This is a genomic window from Algibacter ulvanivorans (assembly GCF_048381495.1).
Taxonomy (GTDB): domain Bacteria; phylum Bacteroidota; class Bacteroidia; order Flavobacteriales; family Flavobacteriaceae; genus Algibacter_B; species Algibacter_B ulvanivorans.
Genome location: NZ_JBLWGD010000004.1, coordinates 128,090 through 145,398 on the forward strand (window position 1 = coordinate 128,090; position 17,309 = coordinate 145,398).

The 17,309-nt window shown below is 32.6% G+C and carries 17 protein-coding genes; 3 read left to right on the top strand and 14 right to left on the bottom strand.

All coding sequences use genetic code 11. The annotated features are described in order from the left end of the window. Positions 1-936 carry a 2-hydroxyacid dehydrogenase gene (locus tag ACNG5D_RS11055; protein ID WP_418183583.1) on the bottom strand — a complete coding sequence of 312 codons (936 nt, stop codon included), beginning with the start codon at positions 934-936 and terminating at the stop codon, positions 1-3. A gap of 246 nt (positions 937-1,182) precedes the next feature. Here ACNG5D_RS11055 and ACNG5D_RS11060 point away from each other — a divergent pair, with 246 nt between their 5' ends. Continuing rightward, complete coding sequence (locus ACNG5D_RS11060; protein WP_418183584.1) at positions 1,183-1,431, top strand: DUF6364 family protein; 249 nt, start codon at positions 1,183-1,185, stop codon at positions 1,429-1,431. Continuing rightward, positions 1,428-1,850, top strand: a complete 423-nt coding sequence (locus ACNG5D_RS11065; protein WP_418183585.1) for a type II toxin-antitoxin system VapC family toxin — start codon at positions 1,428-1,430, stop codon at positions 1,848-1,850. The genes ACNG5D_RS11060 and ACNG5D_RS11065 overlap by 4 nt, the downstream gene beginning before the upstream one ends. A gap of 346 nt (positions 1,851-2,196) precedes the next feature. Here the strand turns inward: ACNG5D_RS11065 and mgtE are convergent, their stop codons facing one another. The 10 genes from mgtE to ACNG5D_RS11115 all read right to left on the bottom strand — a co-directional run bounded on the left by mgtE (position 2,197) and on the right by ACNG5D_RS11115 (position 11,795). Continuing rightward, on the bottom strand, positions 2,197-3,576 hold the full coding sequence (gene mgtE, locus ACNG5D_RS11070) for a magnesium transporter (RefSeq protein WP_418183586.1): 1,380 nt from the start codon (positions 3,574-3,576) through the stop codon (positions 2,197-2,199). 22 nt (positions 3,577-3,598) lie between these two features. Beyond that, the gene (rsmA, locus tag ACNG5D_RS11075; RefSeq protein WP_418183587.1) at positions 3,599-4,393 is read right to left on the bottom strand and encodes a 16S rRNA (adenine(1518)-N(6)/adenine(1519)-N(6))-dimethyltransferase RsmA; all 795 of its coding nucleotides are present in this window, start codon (positions 4,391-4,393) and stop codon (positions 3,599-3,601) included. Positions 4,394-4,460: 67 nt separating this feature from the next. After that, a complete protein-coding gene (locus ACNG5D_RS11080) occupies positions 4,461-4,784 on the bottom strand; it encodes a DUF4286 family protein (RefSeq protein ID WP_418183588.1) in 324 nt (107 codons plus the stop codon). Between the two features lie 7 nt (positions 4,785-4,791). Further along, the gene (locus ACNG5D_RS11085) at positions 4,792-5,298 is read right to left on the bottom strand and encodes a GNAT family N-acetyltransferase (RefSeq protein WP_418183589.1); all 507 of its coding nucleotides are present in this window, start codon (positions 5,296-5,298) and stop codon (positions 4,792-4,794) included. Positions 5,299-5,303: 5 nt separating this feature from the next. After that, entirely contained in the window at positions 5,304-7,079 is a 1,776-nt protein-coding gene (locus ACNG5D_RS11090) for a tetratricopeptide repeat protein (RefSeq protein ID WP_418183590.1), read from the bottom strand. 232 nt (positions 7,080-7,311) lie between these two features. Then, on the bottom strand, positions 7,312-7,434 hold the full coding sequence (locus ACNG5D_RS11095; protein ID WP_418183591.1) for a hypothetical protein: 123 nt from the start codon (positions 7,432-7,434) through the stop codon (positions 7,312-7,314). 140 nt (positions 7,435-7,574) lie between these two features. Beyond that, complete coding sequence (gene serS / locus ACNG5D_RS11100) at positions 7,575-8,846, bottom strand: serine--tRNA ligase (protein WP_418183592.1); 1,272 nt, start codon at positions 8,844-8,846, stop codon at positions 7,575-7,577. A 131-nt stretch (positions 8,847-8,977) separates the two neighbouring features. Continuing rightward, positions 8,978-10,294 (bottom strand): HTTM domain-containing protein, encoded by a 1,317-nt coding sequence (locus ACNG5D_RS11105; RefSeq protein ID WP_418183593.1) that lies wholly within the window; start codon positions 10,292-10,294, stop codon positions 8,978-8,980. Continuing rightward, on the bottom strand, positions 10,284-11,219 hold the full coding sequence (locus ACNG5D_RS11110; protein WP_418183594.1) for a bifunctional riboflavin kinase/FAD synthetase: 936 nt from the start codon (positions 11,217-11,219) through the stop codon (positions 10,284-10,286). Before ACNG5D_RS11110 ends, ACNG5D_RS11105 begins: the two co-directional genes overlap by 11 nt. Before the next feature lie 57 nt (positions 11,220-11,276). Further along, positions 11,277-11,795 carry a hypothetical protein gene (locus tag ACNG5D_RS11115; protein WP_418183595.1) on the bottom strand — a complete coding sequence of 173 codons (519 nt, stop codon included), beginning with the start codon at positions 11,793-11,795 and terminating at the stop codon, positions 11,277-11,279. A gap of 99 nt (positions 11,796-11,894) precedes the next feature. Here ACNG5D_RS11115 and ACNG5D_RS11120 point away from each other — a divergent pair, with 99 nt between their 5' ends. Next, complete coding sequence (locus tag ACNG5D_RS11120; protein WP_418183596.1) at positions 11,895-14,933, top strand: reprolysin-like metallopeptidase; 3,039 nt, start codon at positions 11,895-11,897, stop codon at positions 14,931-14,933. A gap of 28 nt (positions 14,934-14,961) precedes the next feature. Here ACNG5D_RS11120 and pth read toward each other — a convergent pair whose 3' ends face one another. From pth to ACNG5D_RS11135, 3 genes are all read right to left on the bottom strand, one after another. After that, positions 14,962-15,597: an aminoacyl-tRNA hydrolase gene (gene pth / locus ACNG5D_RS11125; protein WP_418183597.1), complete on the bottom strand. Its 636-nt coding sequence runs from the start codon at positions 15,595-15,597 to the stop codon at positions 14,962-14,964. An 80-nt stretch (positions 15,598-15,677) separates the two neighbouring features. Further along, positions 15,678-16,298, bottom strand: a complete 621-nt coding sequence (locus tag ACNG5D_RS11130; RefSeq protein ID WP_418183598.1) for a 50S ribosomal protein L25/general stress protein Ctc — start codon at positions 16,296-16,298, stop codon at positions 15,678-15,680. Positions 16,299-16,345: 47 nt separating this feature from the next. Further along, the gene (locus tag ACNG5D_RS11135) at positions 16,346-17,287 is read right to left on the bottom strand and encodes a ribose-phosphate pyrophosphokinase (RefSeq protein ID WP_418183599.1); all 942 of its coding nucleotides are present in this window, start codon (positions 17,285-17,287) and stop codon (positions 16,346-16,348) included. Positions 17,288-17,309: the final 22 nt, after the last annotated feature.

The following is a 17,309-nucleotide window of genomic DNA, read 5'->3' on the forward strand; positions in this document are numbered from 1 at the left end:
CTAACAATATTTGGCTTTAATTTTATTGACAATGGTTTGCGCTAATTTTTCTTTACTCTCTACAGTCCAACCAGCTACGTGAGGCGATAGCAACACATTACGAGACGCTATTAAATATTGGAAAGCCTCTGGTAAGTTTGATGAAAACAGGTTTTCGAATGATGCTTTTTCGTACTCTAAAACATCTAAACCTGCGCCCAAAATTTTACCCGATTTTAATGCTTGTACTAAATGCGAAGTAACTACACTTTTACCACGAGCGGTATTAATTAACCAAAATGGCTTTTTAAATTGATTAATAAACGTCGTGTTTACCATATTTAAAGTAAGTGGTGTTTGTGGCGTATGTAGGCTTAACACATCTGCTTTTTCTTGAAGCTCTGTTAAAGACACCTGTTTTGCATGCGCGTTGCCAACATTATCTTTTATATCGTAACACAACACCTCAACATCGAAGCCTTGTAGCTTTTTTGCAAAGGCTTTACCCATATTACCGTAACCTATAAGACCAACTGTTTTTCCATCTAGTTCTATACCTCGGTTGGCTTCTCTTAACCATTTTCCTGCACGAACCTCGGCATCGGCTTTGTTTAATTTATTAAAAAGCGATAGTAACATTCCTAAGGCATGCTCGCCAACAGCATTTCTGTTACCCTCTGGCGCAGAGATTAGGTAAATGCCTTTTTCTTGTGCGTAATCGCAGTCAATATTTTCTAACCCAGCACCTACACGGCCTATAAATTTTAGGTTTTTAGCAGCGTCTAGAAATGATTTATCTATACTAAAACGACTACGAATTATAAACCCATCGTATTCATGGATTTTTGCCATTATGGTTTCTTTAGGCGATGTGTAATCTTCATGATTCGTGTAACCTAAATCGTTTAATTGGTTAATTAATAAATCGTGATTGCTATCGAGGTGAAGGATTTTCATGTTGTAAAATTACGAAGTTTTTTTACTAAGTTTTATACAAACGGACATTATAATTTTGTTATTGTTATTTGTTGTATGACTTGATTTTGTAAAAAATTTCATCACTTTCGTTTAACGTCGGATATAAAACATTTAAACGTTTTTATATTCGCCTAAGTTGTGTGTAATTAAACCTCACAACAAAAGTCATTGGCAAATCGAATAGTACGGATTATTTTTATATATTTGTACGTATAAAAATTAATTATGGATGCGAAACTAACTTTAAAGCTTAATCAAAGAATTATTGAAAAAGCTAAAGAATATGCTTCTAACAAAAAAATGAGTTTATCTCGAATTGTAGAGGCTTATTTACAATCTTTGACTTCTGAAAATGAAACTTCAGAATTTGAAATTTCACCTTTCGTAAAAAGCATTTCAACTGGAACTGAAATTCCAACTGACTTAGACTATAAAAAAGAATATTCTGATTATTTAATTGAGAAATATAAATGAACAAAAGGATTTTTATAGACACAAATGTAATGCTAGACTTTTTAGGGGAGCGAAAACCATTTTATGAGCCGATTGCGAAAATTGCTACATTAGCGGAAAAGGAAAAATTAACAATGGTCGTTTCACCTATTTCATTCGCAACAGTAAACTATTTTCTTGAAAAATTTGAGAATGGAAAAATGGCTAGAGAAAAGTTAAGGAAGTTTAAGATACTCTGTGATATATGCTCTCTGGATGAACAGACAATTGAAAAAGGACTTAACTCTTCGATAAAGGATTTTGAAGATGCTTTACAATATTTTAGTGCAACAGAATCGGAATGCGAAATTATAATAACACGAAATGGAAAAGACTTTAAAAAATCGTTGTTACCTGTCATGACAGCAGATGAATTTTTAAAATCTTTGAATAAAAAATAACTACATCCAATAATGGCTATGAGTAATTGCTTGTTCTCGCATTCTCTGAAAATTCTGTTGGAATTTTCCGCTTTGTGCGTACTTGCAAAGTTAATCGTTAACCCACGCAACTACTCATAGCCCAACCGTTAAACGAACCCTCCAAAAACCCAAAGTGTTTTTAAAAAAACCTGTTATTTGCAAACTAGCCCGCGTTAGGGATTGCAGCGGCATCCTTTTTTTAAAAAGCAATTACAATGGGGTTTAGAACTCTATTTAGACAGATTGCCACATCGCTTACTCCTTGCAATAACGTTAAAAAAAGATATAGCGTAAAGCCCGACCCTTGTGGTAACGCCCAAATGGATTATATACCTAGTATCATTTTTGCTATCCAGAAATAGAGTAAAATGCCTAATATATCGTTACTTGTGGTTATAAATGGACCTGTGGCTATGGCTGGATCTATGCCTTGCTTGTTTAAAAATAAGGGTACAAATGTGCCTATAAGCCCTGCTATTATTATTACGGCTACTAACGATATGGATATGGCTAGAGCGGTTATTAATTCGCCTTTAAACGCCCATACGAATAGAAATAGGAATAGGGCAAGTATTAAGCCGTTTAGTGCGGCGAGGAGCATTTCTTTTATGAGGCGGCTGTTTACACTACCACGAACATCGTCGTTAGCAAGACCTTGTACTATTATGGCGCTAGATTGTACGCCTACGTTTCCCGCCATGGCGGCTATTAATGGTGTGAAAAAGAATAATACTACGGCTTTTCCTGTAAATAGGCTCTCGAAACCTTCCATGATTAAAAAGGCACCAATACCTCCAATTAACCCAAGGAATAGCCATGGTAAACGGGCTTTTGTGAGGTCTAGAATACTATCGTCTGCCTCGACATCGCTGGTTATACCTGCTGCCATTTGGTAATCTTTATCGGCTTCTTCTTTCATAACATCAACAATATCGTCTATAGTTATTCGGCCTAAAAGTACTTTATTATCGTCGCTTTCTATTACCGGGATGGCTTCTAAATCGTATTTTGCCATAATTTTGGCAATTTCTTCTACGTCTTCATTTACGTTTACATAATCTACGTTAGAGATGTATATATCTGCTATTTTCTGGTCGCTTTTTGCAACTATTAAATCTTTTAAAGATAGGCGACCTATAAGCTTTTCTTGTTTATTTACAACGTAAATGGAGTGTACTCTGGTTACTTCTTTGGCTTGCCCTCGTATACGGCGTAGGCAACCGGCAACGGTCCAGGTATCGTAAACTTTTACGAGCTCTTTTGCCATGAGACCTCCTGCTGTATCTTCGTCGTAAGCTAAAAGCTCTGTTATTTCTGCTTTATGCGCTTCGTCTTCAATTTGGTCTATTACGGCTTGTTGGCGCTCTTCAGATAGTTCGGCAATAATATCGGCTGCATCATCGGTATCTAGCTCTTCAACCTCTTCGGCTATTTCTTTAACAGATAGATTTTTAAGTACTTTTTCTCGGTTGTCTTCATCGAGCTCCATTAAGATGTCTGATGTGGTTTCAGAATCTAGGAGTTTAATAACATACACGGCTTGTTCTAGATCTAGCTCGTCTAGAATTTCGGCAATATCGGCGTAATGAAACTCATCTAAAAGGTGTTTAAGTGCTTTATCGTTTTGTTGTTCGATAAAGGATTTAACTTTCTCAATAAGATCATCAGTTAATTGAAATTGTATGTTTTCGTTTTTTTCTGACAAATGGAAAAGGTTTTATAACGATTTACTGGTCTTTTTCGATTAATTGCGTAAGCTCTATAAAGGCTTGAACATTTAATTGCTCTGGGCGTTTGCCAAATATACTATTTGCTTTTAAATTATCGGATAAATTGAATGTTTTTAAACTGTTACGAAGTGTTTTTCTGCGTTGCTGAAAAGCTGCTTTTACAACTTTAAAAAAGAATTTTTCATTACAAGGTAAAGTGTAATTTTCTTTTCTGGTAAGTCTTAAAACACCTGAGTCTACTTTTGGTGGCGGATTAAAAACATTTGGTGGTACGGTAAATAAATATTCTGCTTCGTAAAATGCTTGTGTTAAAACCGATAGAATACCGTAAACTTTACTGCCTTCTTTAGAACAAATACGCTGGGCGACTTCTTTTTGAAACATTCCAGAAAACTCTGGAATTTGATTTCGCATTTCTAAGGTTTTAAATATTATTTGTGTTGAAATGTTATAGGGAAAGTTACCTATTATAGCAAATGGTTCTTGTTTAAAAACGTTGTTTAAATCGTATTTTAAAAAATCTTCTTCTATAATTCTTGGTGCAAGATTTAAATAGTTTGCTTGTAAATACTCCACCGATTCTGAATCGATTTCGACGACATAAGTTGTAATATCTTTTTTTAGCAAATACTTAGTTAACACGCCCATTCCTGGACCAATTTCTAATACATTTTTATAGCCTTTTAAATGAAGTGTGTCTGCTATTTTTTCTGCTACAACTTCATCATTTAAAAAATGTTGCCCCAAATGCTTTTTTGCCTTTACTTGATGTTGGTTGGTTTGTTTTGCCACGAATTAATAAATATTAGGTTGTAACCAAAAATGCTTCTATACCGCTTTTTTGCTAAGCAAAGTTAGTTTATTTAAAGTTTACTGTATACTCATCAACAATTTGAAGCTCGGTTCTAAAGGCCAACATTTTATCTGCAAATTTTTTCATACCATCATTTCGTAATTTATCTGCATCTTCTCGGTAATAAGCATCTAAAGCTTCGCGCGAGTAAGAACGGTATTGAATAGAGTATGTTACACCGCCCATGTCTTCTTCTACCAATACTCTAGATAGGGTTGCTTTTTCAAATTTTCCGGTACCTAATACTTGTGGGATATGTTCTTTTATCCAGATTAACCACTCGTCGTGAATGGATTCGTCTATATTTACTGTTACGTTGTATATAATCATGGTTTATTTATAATGTTTTTGCAAATAACAGAAGTTCTTCATCGTCATCAAAAGGTTTTACAAGCTTTTCTTTTACAAACCCTAGTTTTTCTAATAATTTTATTGAACTTATGTTGTTTGGCAATGTTATAGCGGCAAGGTGTTGTATATTAAATTGCTGTTTTGCTAATTTTATAATTGCTGTCGAGGCTTCGAAACCATAGCCTTTTCTTTCATAAGCTTCTAAAAAGGCAAAACCTAAATCCGGGTGTTTTAACTCGTCTCTTTTAATTAATCCGCAGGATCCTATTGGTGTGTTGTCTTTTTTTAAAGTAAGTTTATAAAACCCAAACCCTTGTGTTTTATAACTTTTAAAATGTGTGTTTTTTATATATGCAGCAGCATCTTTATTGGTTTTAATATGCCTATCTCCTATATACAATAACCAATGTGGTGTGTTTACCAAAGCTTTAAAAAACGGAGCATCATTAAGCGTAAATTTTTCTATAATTAAGCGTTCTGTTTCGGCAATCATTATCTTTAATTTATGGCATCGCCTCTTATGGTTCTATAACGTTTTCTGGCTTCGATAAAATAAATACTATCGGGATGGTTAAATATAATTTGCTCGTATAAAGCTTTTGCCTTTTCTGGAATGTTTAATTGGGTTTCATATATTTTAGCTAAACGAAAAAGAGCATCGTCTATTAAAATACCATCTCTGTAATTTTCTACAATTAACTCGTAATTTGTTTTTGCTTTTTCGGTGGCGGCTTTTAGCTCAAATAACTGGGCTTGCTTATATAAAGCTTGTGGTATTATGGGTTCGGTTTTATGTTCTTGAAGAATTTTATTTAACAAGTTAATGGCTTCGTTATTTTTGTTTTGAAAGGCTAATAAATCGGCCTTTGCATAATGTTTTAATGCGGTTTGAAGCGAATCTTCGTATTTATTATCTGAAATTAAAAGTTTTAAGTCTAGAGCATCGTTAGCTATTAATTGCGAGGTTGAAGCTTTTAAAATTTTTAGTTGAGATTCTGCCCATTTAAAATCGCCTTTATAATAACTAGCCTTGGCTACTTTAAATCGGGCTTCTTGAGAAATGGTACTATTTTTAAGGTTTCTTTGTATTTGAGTATAATAGATTAAAGCTTTATTAAATTTTTCTTGCAACACTAAAATATCGCCTAACTCTAGTTTAATTCGTGCTTTTTGTAAGGTTGATAGGGGCAATTTTAAACTGTTTTCTAAAAACTTTGTAGCTTCGGTTGTATGGTTTAAATAAAATGCTAAAAAATGGGCGTACGAGATTTGAAATTCTAAGGTTTCTGGCTTATTTCCAAAGGTTTCTATTAAACTTAAATATTTGTTTTTTATAGCTAAATAATTAGATTTTGTGCTTTGTTTAACTTCTAAATTAATTAGATTTTGATGCGCTTTTAACTTGGTTCTTGTATCTTGAGCCGTTTCTATAATGTAATTAAAAATATCTTGAGCTGTTTGGTTTTCGTTTTCATTTGAAGCCATTATAGCTATTTCTTCAATTCTACTTAAACTTTCTGGTTGCCTTTTATATATTGCTTTTTCTTGTGTAAATGCTTTTTTATAATCTTTTTGTTGTATAAACAACCAACTTAACAACTGATTCCATAAAATATTGGGGTGTTGTTGCATTTTTTTAAGAAGCAATTTGCGAAACAAAATATTGTTTGGGTTTGTTGCGTCTTCAACTATAAAATCGTTAATTGCCCGTTTTACATCTCTTACTGCCATTGGGTTTGTTTCTGCAAAACTTATATAACTATTAAACATTTTATTAATATTACCTTGCTCGCCATAAATTTGGGCTAGTTGTAGGTTAAAGTTATAATCGGGGTTAAGTGTTGCTGCTTTTTCGTATGAAATTATAGCTTCGTTTAAAAGCGAATGGTTTTGAAAACTACGTGCTATACCAAATACATGGCTTGCTTTTTCATCAATATACGCTATTGCTTTTTGGTAGTTTTCATTAGCTTTTTGCATATTGTTTTTAAGCTGATAATTATACCCTAACTCTACTATAAAGGCTGGATAGTTAACACGCTCTATTAACTTTAATATAAATGATTCGGCTTCGTTATATTGCTCTAATTGCTGGTTAGCGTTTATAATTTGATTAATATAATTAATGTTTGAAGACGATTTTGCATACAGCTTTTCATACTCTACTAATGCTTTTTTATACTCGCCCTTTTGAAAATAATCTTTAGCAAGTGTTGCATTTTGCGAGTACAAAATACTGGTTATAAACAGACATAAAATTTTAAAATATCGCATACTGTAAATATAACAAATGTAAGAGTTGATGTTATAAAAGTTTTACTAAAACTAGTTGTTAAAAAAAAGTGCCCGATAAATATCGGGCACTTACCAACCAAAAATAATTTTCTATTAACTACTTGTTAATTAAATACTCGATTGGGGACAGTCTTTAATTCTTACAAATAAGAACGACTATTTTCAAAAAATATTATTGGATTTCAACAAGATTTTTGTTTGAAAAAAATCCCTATTTACTCGCAATGGTTGTTAAAGTATCTTCAGATTTAAACAGTTCGAAATCTGAAGATAAAACTTTAGTTGCGAAAAAAATTAGAGCTATTAACAAGATGATGCGCTTAATATTCTTCATAATCAGTAGGTTAAAAAGATTTGGTTAAGCGAACTTGTAAAATAAATATTAAAAAATCAAGAAAATTGAAATAAAATCGTCAAACAACCTAAATAAAGTGCTTTTTATCGATATTAAATTAGTTTTTGTAGTATTTTTCTTTAATTTATTATTTTAAAACCGGTGTATGGCTGTAACACTTCTGGTATTAAAATACCATTTTCTGTTTGGTAGTTTTCTAAAATCCCTGCTAAAACTCTTGGTAAAGCTAAAGCACTTCCGTTTAGTGTATGTGCCAATTCGTTTTTGCCTTCGCTATTTTTAAATCGTAGTTTTAATCTATTGGCTTGAAAGGTTTCGAAATTTGATACAGATGATATTTCTAACCATCTGTCTTGAGCCGTAGAAAACACTTCAAAATCGTAAGTTAAGGCTGCTGCAAAAGAGGTGTCGCCTCCACACAAACGTAATATTCTGTATGGTAACTTAAGTTCTTTTAAAATACTTTTTACGTGGTTTATCATACCATTAAAAGCTTCATAAGATTTACTTGGGTGCTCTACTCGAATAATTTCAACTTTATCAAATTGATGTAATCTATTTAAACCTCTTACATGAGCGCCATAACTACCTGCTTCGCGACGAAAACATGGTGTATACCCAGTAACGCCAATAGGCAATTCGTTTTCTGCTAAAACAACATCTCTAAAAATGTTAGTTCCTGGCACTTCGGCTGTTGGTATTAAATATAAATTATCTTCGGTTACATGATACATTTGACCTTCTTTATCTGGCAATTGTCCTGTGCCAAACCCAGACGCTTCGTTTACCATAAGTGGCAATTGGTATTCTGTATATCCGGCAGCTGTATTTTTATCTAAAAAATAAGCTATTAAAGCACGTTGTAATCGTGCACCTTTACCTTTATAAACTGGAAAACCTGCTCCTGTAATTTTGTTACCTAACTCAAAATCTATGATGTCGTATTTTTTTGCTAATTCCCAATGTGGTAAAGCGCCATCATGTAATTTTGGAATGTCGCCTTCTTTAAAAAGCTCTTCATTGTCTAAATCTGAGTTTCCGCGAGGCACCTCATTATTGGGCACATTAGGTATTTTATAAAGCAACTCGTTTAAAGCTTCGGTTTTCGTATTTAAAGCTTCGGTTAATTGTTTCGAGGTGTCTTTTAACTGGCTTGTTTTTTCTTTTAAAAGATTCGCTTTTTCTACCTCGCCAGATTTGTACAAGTTTCCAATTTCTTTTGATAAGGTGTTAGATTCTGCTAAAGTATTATCTAATTCTGTTTGAAGACGTCTTCGATCTTCATCAAAAGCAATAACATCATTAATCATTTGCGTAGCATCTATATTTCGCTTTGCTAATCGCTCTATAACTAAGGCTTTGTTTTCTCTAATAAAGGGAACTTGTAACATGGCTAAAAAATTTTAAGCAACAAATTTAATGAATTGCATAGAGAGTACTGATATATTTTACAACTAAACTACTGCAAAATTTAAATATTTACTTCTCTGCAATAGCGTTAGTAAAATTTACAATTTTAAAATTATTTTTCTGTTAATGGTAATATCCAATCGCAATGTTTAAAAACAGTCCACTCTGTACTTGCAATATCAATATCTGGATTTATAAACGTTTTATATGGCTTGCCGTTTATACTAATTTTACTTTTTATATAAACAGCTACATCTTGCCCATTGGCTTTAAATTTTTGTTTTAAATGTTGTGCAAATTGCCACATAACATCTGGTTTTGTACTTGCAGAACGTTTTTGTTTATTACTTAAATACTGGCTTAAATTAATAGCTGTACGTTTTCCGGTATCCTTATTTTCTACCCAGTATGTGGTGTTACCACTTTTTACTCGTAGCATCATGCGCCAAGAAAGCCTATGGCCTTCTTCTGTCCAAAGCACATTGTCTTTTATAAAATGATGCCTTAAAGGTAAACCTATTTGAATAATAAAATAGATTGTAAATACCGTAACTAATGGCGTTTTTAATTTAGGTATTATAACATTTTGCGATGTGTAAAACGGTTTCTTTTTTAAAAATAACTTTTGAATGGTTTCTGCCTTGAAAAAGAATAATGAAAATGCTAATGATAAATAAGGAAAAATACCTATTTGGAATATAAACGAATTAAACAAATGAAAGAAAATAGAAGCTATAAATGCATATTTTCTTGTTGGTTTATATAACAATAGAGGTATTATTAAACCATCAAACAAAATACCGCCATAGGCTAGTACATAGTGTAACCATTTTTGTTGAAGAAGGTTGCCAACTAAAATATAGTCTTTTTTAGCTTTCATCATTAATTCAATAACCGTTGTATCTAACCAATCTGGATAAAATTTGGCTACAGAGGCGTAAGTATAAACAATAAATAATTGAATAATAATAACCCAACGGCACCATTGCGGCATAGCGTAGCTTTTAATTTTTGGGTTTAATTTAGCATCTACAGAGGCGTATTTATTTGCCGGCAAAAACACCATAATTGCACTTAAAAGCATTAATAAATAATAATGATTGTTGTATGATGATTTTTGCATTAAGTACGTAGCAGACCACATTAATGCAAATGCTAGCATGCTAAACCGGTATTTATAACCCACCATAATTAGAAGCCCAAACAAGCCCATTATGGCATAATAAAAATACATACCAAAACCGGGTAATGGTTGTAAAAACTCGAAACCTATAAAATTAAACGTAAAGTCTGGTTCGATTAAAGTGCGTTTTATCCAGCCTGTAAAAATGGCGCCTACAGACTCTAAAAAACATAACAACCCAAAAATAATTCTGAAAACTATTAAAGCAGAATTGTCTATATGTTTAAATAGCCAATTATTTAGCATCTTGGGTTGTAATATATGCTAAGGCTGTGTCTTTATCTTTAGCTAACTGTTGTTTTAAAGCTTCAACCGATTCAAATTTTTCTTCATCACGAATTCTATGTAGTAACTCGACCTTTACATATGTATTGTAAATATCGTTATCAAAATTAAAAAAATGAACTTCTATAGTTTGCGCACTACCATTAACTGTAGGGTTTATTCCTATATTCATCATACCGTAAACAAGCTTATTATTAATTGTAGCTTTAACAATATACGCACCTTGCTTTGGTAAAATTTTATAATCTTCTTCAACATCAATATTCGCTGTAGGAAATCCTAATTGCCTACCTAAACCTTTGCCTTTTGTTACTTTACCTGTTAGCATAAACGGGTAACCTAAATATGAGTTGGTTTTATTAATATCGCCAGCCTTTAAGGCTTTTCTAATTTTTGTTGAACTAACTGCAACATCATTTATATCTTGAACCGAAATCTCCTCTACATCAAAACCATAGGTTTCACCAAAAACTTTTAAATCGTTAATATCGGCATTTCTATTTCTACCAAACCTATGATCGTAACCAATAATTACTTTTTTAGCATTAAGTTTATTAACCAGAATATCTTTTACAAAATCTTCAGCCGAAAGCCTAGAAAATTCTTGTGTAAACTTTTTTATTACTAAGTAATCTAAGCCTAAACCATCTAAAATATCATGACGCTCATTAATAGTATTTATTAATTTAATATTAGAATCTTTTTGCAACACCATGCGCGGATGCGGAAAAAAAGTAAGAATTACAGATTGTAATCCTGATGCCTTTCCTGTATCTATTAAACGTTTAATTATTTTTTGATGCCCAATATGTACACCATCAAAAGTTCCAATGGTTACAACTGTTTGCTTATTAGGTAATGTATTTAAATTGCGCTTTGTTTTCAAGCTATTTTATTTTACACAAAGCTAATTATAAACTAGCTTATAACAAACCATAAACTATTAATCTATATTAAAAGTAAAATTTATTTCGTTTATAACTTGAGGAACCTCTTTAACAACAAAACTTAAATGCAAATTAAATTTTTTGTTACTCAACTTAACAATCGCTAATTCTCCTTTATTTATTTTATAATACCCTGTTTGACCTTTACAGTAACACCATCTTGCAAAATAAATTGTTTTGTCTTCAAGATTAGAGGTTTTAAACTCAAGGTTATTTTTATCTAACGCTATAAAAACTTCCTCTCTGTAACTACTGTCTTGCAAACTAGATTTATTTTGTTTTTTGTATTCAAACTTAAGTACTAGTTGGTTTCCGTTTATTAATTCTGGATAAACACTTCCAAAGTTATCTTTTTTAATATATAACGCTTTATCTTTTAACATTTGATACAAACAAGCGCCTGTTTTTGGGCATAAATTATTTTCAACTTTATTGGCTGTTGTTAAAACAGGCTGTGCCTTAGCCTTGCATGAAACAACACTTATTATTAAAAAAAATAGCAACAAATACCTCATAAACAAATATATGTTATTTTAAAATGACAGCTTAATTTTTGCAAATGATACTTTAACAGCCTATTTTTAGCAAGCCTTAAAAAAGAAAAATCTATTGTTATGAGAACTTTTACAATAAAAAACCTCGTTAATTTTTTAGTATTTCTGTGTATTTTCACATCAATTTCTGCTCAAAATAATTCTGGAATTTGGTCTAAAATTTCTAAAAATGAAGCTTTTAAAGGAAAACCGTTTTTAAGAAAAACCGAGCCTACAAAATCGGTTTACTTCCAACTGAATATTGATAAATTAAAAAACACTTTAAATATAAATGCAAAATCTGCCTCTAAAAAAGGAAAAACTCCAACCATTATTGAGTTTCCTAATAGCGAAGGAGAGTTTAATAGTTTTGAAGTCATAGAATCATCAATATTAGAAACCGAATACCAACGTAAACACCCAGAAATTCGCACTTATATTGGTAAAAACATAAAAACACCATCATCAATAATTAGTTTTAGTATTACACCGCAAGGGTTACATGCTATAACACTTTCTTCAAAAACAGGCACTCAATTTATTGATCCTTATTCTGAATACAACACCTATATAGTTTATAACAAAGGCGATTTACCTGCGCTAAAAAAAGAGTTTCAATGCTTTGTTCCAGACAACATAACTTTAGCTAAAGAAACAAGTAAAAACACTAAGCTTTCTAAAAATGCAAGCGATAGTAATTTAAGAACATTCAAGCTCGCTTTAGCATCAACTATAGAATACTCTCAATTTCATTGGCAAGCCGCAGGATTAACAGCTAGCGATGATATTGCCGATAAAAAAGCTGCGGTATTAGCTGCCATGGTAGTAACAATTAACCGTGTAAATACCATATTTCAGAGAGATTTAGCCATTAAAATGGTTTTAGTAGATAATACGAATATTATTTTTATAGATACAGATAACTTTACGAATGATGATGCTGAATTATTAATAGATGAAAGTCAAACCGAAATTGATGCTGCTGCAACCGCAACACCTTTTAGTTATGATATTGGGCATACTTTTAGTACTGGCGGCGGCGGTTTAGCCTCTTTAAGTTCGCCGTGTGTAACTGGCAGAAAAGCCAAAGGTATTACTGGGTTATCATCGCCAGTTGGTGATGCTTATGATATTGATTATGTGGCTCATGAAATAGGGCATCAATTTGGTGCGCCTCACACATTTAACGGAGACACAGGAAACTGCGCAGGAACTAACAGAACAGCAAGTAATGCTTACGAGCCTGGTAGCGGAAGTACCATTATGGCTTATGCTGGTATTTGTGCCCCGCAAAATGTACAATCTAGAAGCGATGCTTACTTTCATCAAAAAAGCATACAAATGATTTGGGATAACATAACTACAGGTTTTAGCACCTGTGGAGTAAAAACAACATTATCTAACAATGCTCCTGTTGCAAATGCTGGACCAGATTATACAATTCCTATCTCTACAGCTTTTAAATTAGTTGGAAGCTCTACCGACCCCAACGGTACCGCAGGACACACATACACTTGGGAACAATACGATTTAGGACCATCTGGATTACCAGCAGAAAATAACGCAACTGGACCTTTAGTACGCTCGTTTGAAGGCACAACAAACCCTGTTAGAAACATTCCTAGATTTGCAGACTATATAGCTACCGGAGGTTCTACAACATGGGAAAAAATACCTGCAGTTAATAGAACTATGACGTTTGCTTTAACTGTTCGTGATAACGATGTTGTAGGCCCAAATGGAGGCGGACAGACAGATGTTGATCAAATGGTAATAACAGTAAATAGTACGGATCCGTTTAAAGTTGTAAATCCTGTTTCTTGGCCACAAGGTTCTACTCAAAATATAGAATGGGTTGTTGGGCAATCTGCCAATGTAACTACTATAAATTGCCAAACTGTAAATATTAAACTATCTACAGATGGGGGAGTTACATTTCCTACCACTATTGCTTCTGGAACACCTAACGATGGTTCTTTTATGTATACAGTACCTGCTCAAGCCAATACCAATAATGCAAGAATTTTAATTGAAGCTGCAGATAATATTTTTTACGATGTTTCCGACTTTAATTTTTCTATTTCTACAGAACCAGATTTTTATATTGTAAATGAAACTTTAACCCCCATTAATTGTGGAGAAACTACAGTTACGTATAATTTTGATTATGTTACCGCCAATGGTTTTTCTGAAAATACATTATTTAGCGCCTCTGGAATTCCTGGTGCTGGAACCGCAACATTTTCGCCAACAAGCAGAAGTACTTCTGGAACAGTTACTATGACCATAAGTAATTTAGATGGTGTTGCACCTAACAATTACAACATAACAATTACAGGAACAGCAACATCTAAAATTAAAAACAAAAACATAGATTTTCCTTTTTATAACAGTATGTGTGCCTCGGCAGGAAATACAGACTACCAAACAAGTACTACATTTGTACAATTTAACACAATTAATCAAACCTCAGCTAAATCACCATCGGGGTATTCAAATTACACATCATCTCCAACCAATGTAAACCGAGAAAGCAATTATAGTTTAACGGTTAGAGTAAATACAGATCCTACAGATGGCGCTTATGTAACTAATACTAAAGCATGGATAGACTGGAACCAAAATTGTGAGTTTGAAGTTAATGAAGAATACAACCTAGGTGACGCATATAATAATGCAGATGGAGAAACAGGTAACTCTCCGCTTTCTATTACCATTCCAAATGATGCTGTTTTAGGAACTACAATTATGCGTATTTCTACTAAATATAAAGACGATGGACTACCAGGCGCTTGTGAAAATAGCTTTGATGGCGAGGTTGAAGATTATGCTCTTAACGTTATGCCAACACTATCTGTACAAACATTTGGTTTTAATAATTTTGTTGTATACCCCAACCCTAATAAAGGTGAGTTTACAATTAAATTAAATGCATCTTTAACAAGTAAATTAAATATACAATTGCTTGATTTAAGAGGTAGAGTGGTTTACAAAAATAGCTATAATGAAGGTGGTGATTTTGAAAAAACTATAAATGTATTAAACATACAATCTGGTATGTACATTTTAAGCGTTAGTGATGGCTTACGCCAATCGACCAAAAAAATTATAATTGAATAAAAATAAAAGGAAGGCTAAAGCCTTCCTTTTATTTTCCATTAAATGTATTCATTGTATTACTAACCCCTGCTAACGCAAAGGATTTAATTAGCTCAACCGATTTTTCTAAACGCTCTTTAAGTTTATTACTTTCATCGGCAGTCCATTCTCCTAAAACATAGTCTACTTGCCTACCTTTACTAAAAGCATCGCTTATACCAAACCTAAAACGATTATATTTTGTTGTGTTAAGCACATTCTGGGTATCTTTTAAACCATTATGGCCGCCATCGCTACCTTTTGTTTTTAAACGTATGCTTCCAAATGGTAAGTTTAAATCGTCTGTAATAACCAATAGGTTTTCTAAAGGAATTTTTTCTTTTGTTAACCAATACTGAATTGCTTTTCCGCTTAAATTCATATAGGTACTTGGTTTTAAAAATATAAACGTCCTTCCTTTTAATCTGTAAGTAGTTACATCGCCTAGTTTTTGAGTTTCGAAAGTTAAATTTTCTTGAGCAGCAAAATAATCTAATATTTTAAAACCTATATTATGGCGTGTATTTTCATATTTTTCGCCTATATTTCCTAAACCTACAATTAAAAATTTCTTCATAACATCTTTTTCTTCTATGTGTAACACACTTTTTTTTCTTTTAAATATATAACCTAAAAAACGACACATAAAAAGCTTCTTTTTTGTAAAAATAAAAAAGCATCCTGAATAAATCAGAATGCTTTATATTATTTAATAGAGTGTTGTTTCTATTCTTGAGTTTCTGCTGCTGGTGCTTCTGCTCCTTCAGTTTCTTCTTCATCTTCATCTTCATCTGCAACTGCTGTTCTAGATGTTTTAATCTGGCAAACAACCATGTTATCAGAATGTAAGAAAGTATAATTTTCACTTGGCAATTCACCTACAGCTACTTTGTCTCCAATTTTAAGAGGTGTAATATCAATCTCGATAAAATCTGGTAAGTTAGCAGGTAAAGCCTTAACACGTAATTTTCTGTTATTTCTTCTTAAAACACCACCATTTTTAACACCTCTTGAGTTACCTACAAGTTGTACAGGAATGTTTAATGCAATTTCCTTATCTTCAAATAATTGATAGAAATCTACGTGTAAAATTCTATCTGTTAAAGGATGAAATTGAATATCTTGAAGTACTGCATTTAAAGTTACTCCATTGTCAAGCTCAATCACAACTGTATGCGCATTAGGCGTGTATACAAGTTTTGAGAAAGCTAATTCTGGTGCAGAGAAATGCACTGGCTTGTCTCCTCCGTATAATACGCAAGGAACCTGACCAGCATTACGTAAGGCTTTTGTTGCTTTTTTGCCCACGCTTTCTCTTTGAGATCCGTTGATTGTAATTGATTTCATTTTTATATATAATTTAATTAATACTCTTTTTTTGCTTTAAGTGTTATTTACATTACAAAGTTTGAACTTATAGATTGGTTGTTATGCACTTTATCCATAACCTCTGCAAATAAATCTGCACAACTTAAAACTTTAATTTTATTACTTAATGGTTTTACTGGAATAGAATCTGTAACGATTAACTCTTCTAATTTTGAGTTGTTTAAATTATCGTAAGCTTTACCAGATAATATTGGGTGAGTACAAATAGCTCTTACACTAAGCGCACCTCGCTCCATCATTAAATCTGCAGCTTTAGTTAAGGTTCCTGCTGTATCTACCATATCATCAACTAAAACAACATTTTTCCCTTCAACATTACCTATTAACTCCATATGGGAAATAACGTTTGCTTTTGCACGTTGTTTATAGCAAATTACCACATCGCTTTGTAAGGCTTTTGAGTATGCATAGGCTCTTTTAGAACCTCCCATATCTGGAGAAGCTATAGTTAAATTGTCTAAATTTAAACTTTTTAAGTAAGGTAAAAATATAGTTGATGCAAATAAATGGTCTACAGGCTTTTCGAAAAAACCTTGAATTTGATCTGCATGTAAATCCATTGTTATTATTCGAGTTGCTCCTGCTGCTTCAAGCATTTTTGCGACTAATTTTGCAGCAATTGGTACTCTTGGCTTATCTTTCCTGTCTTGTCTTGCCCAACCAAAATATGGTAAAACAGCCGTAATATGTCTTGCTGATGCTCGCTTTGCAGCATCAATCATTAACAGCATTTCCATTAAATTTTCTGGACCAGGATTTGTAGAACCTATAATAAAAATTCTTGTTCCTCTAATAGACTCTTCGTAAGATGGCTGAAACTCGCCATCACTATATGTAGAGGTAATAACATTTCCTAATTCAGCACCAAAAGCTTTAGCAATTTTATCGCCTAAAACTTTACTTTGTGTACATGCAAAAATTTTTGCTTCAGTATTTACAACGGCCATAGTTAACTAGTTGTGTTATAGT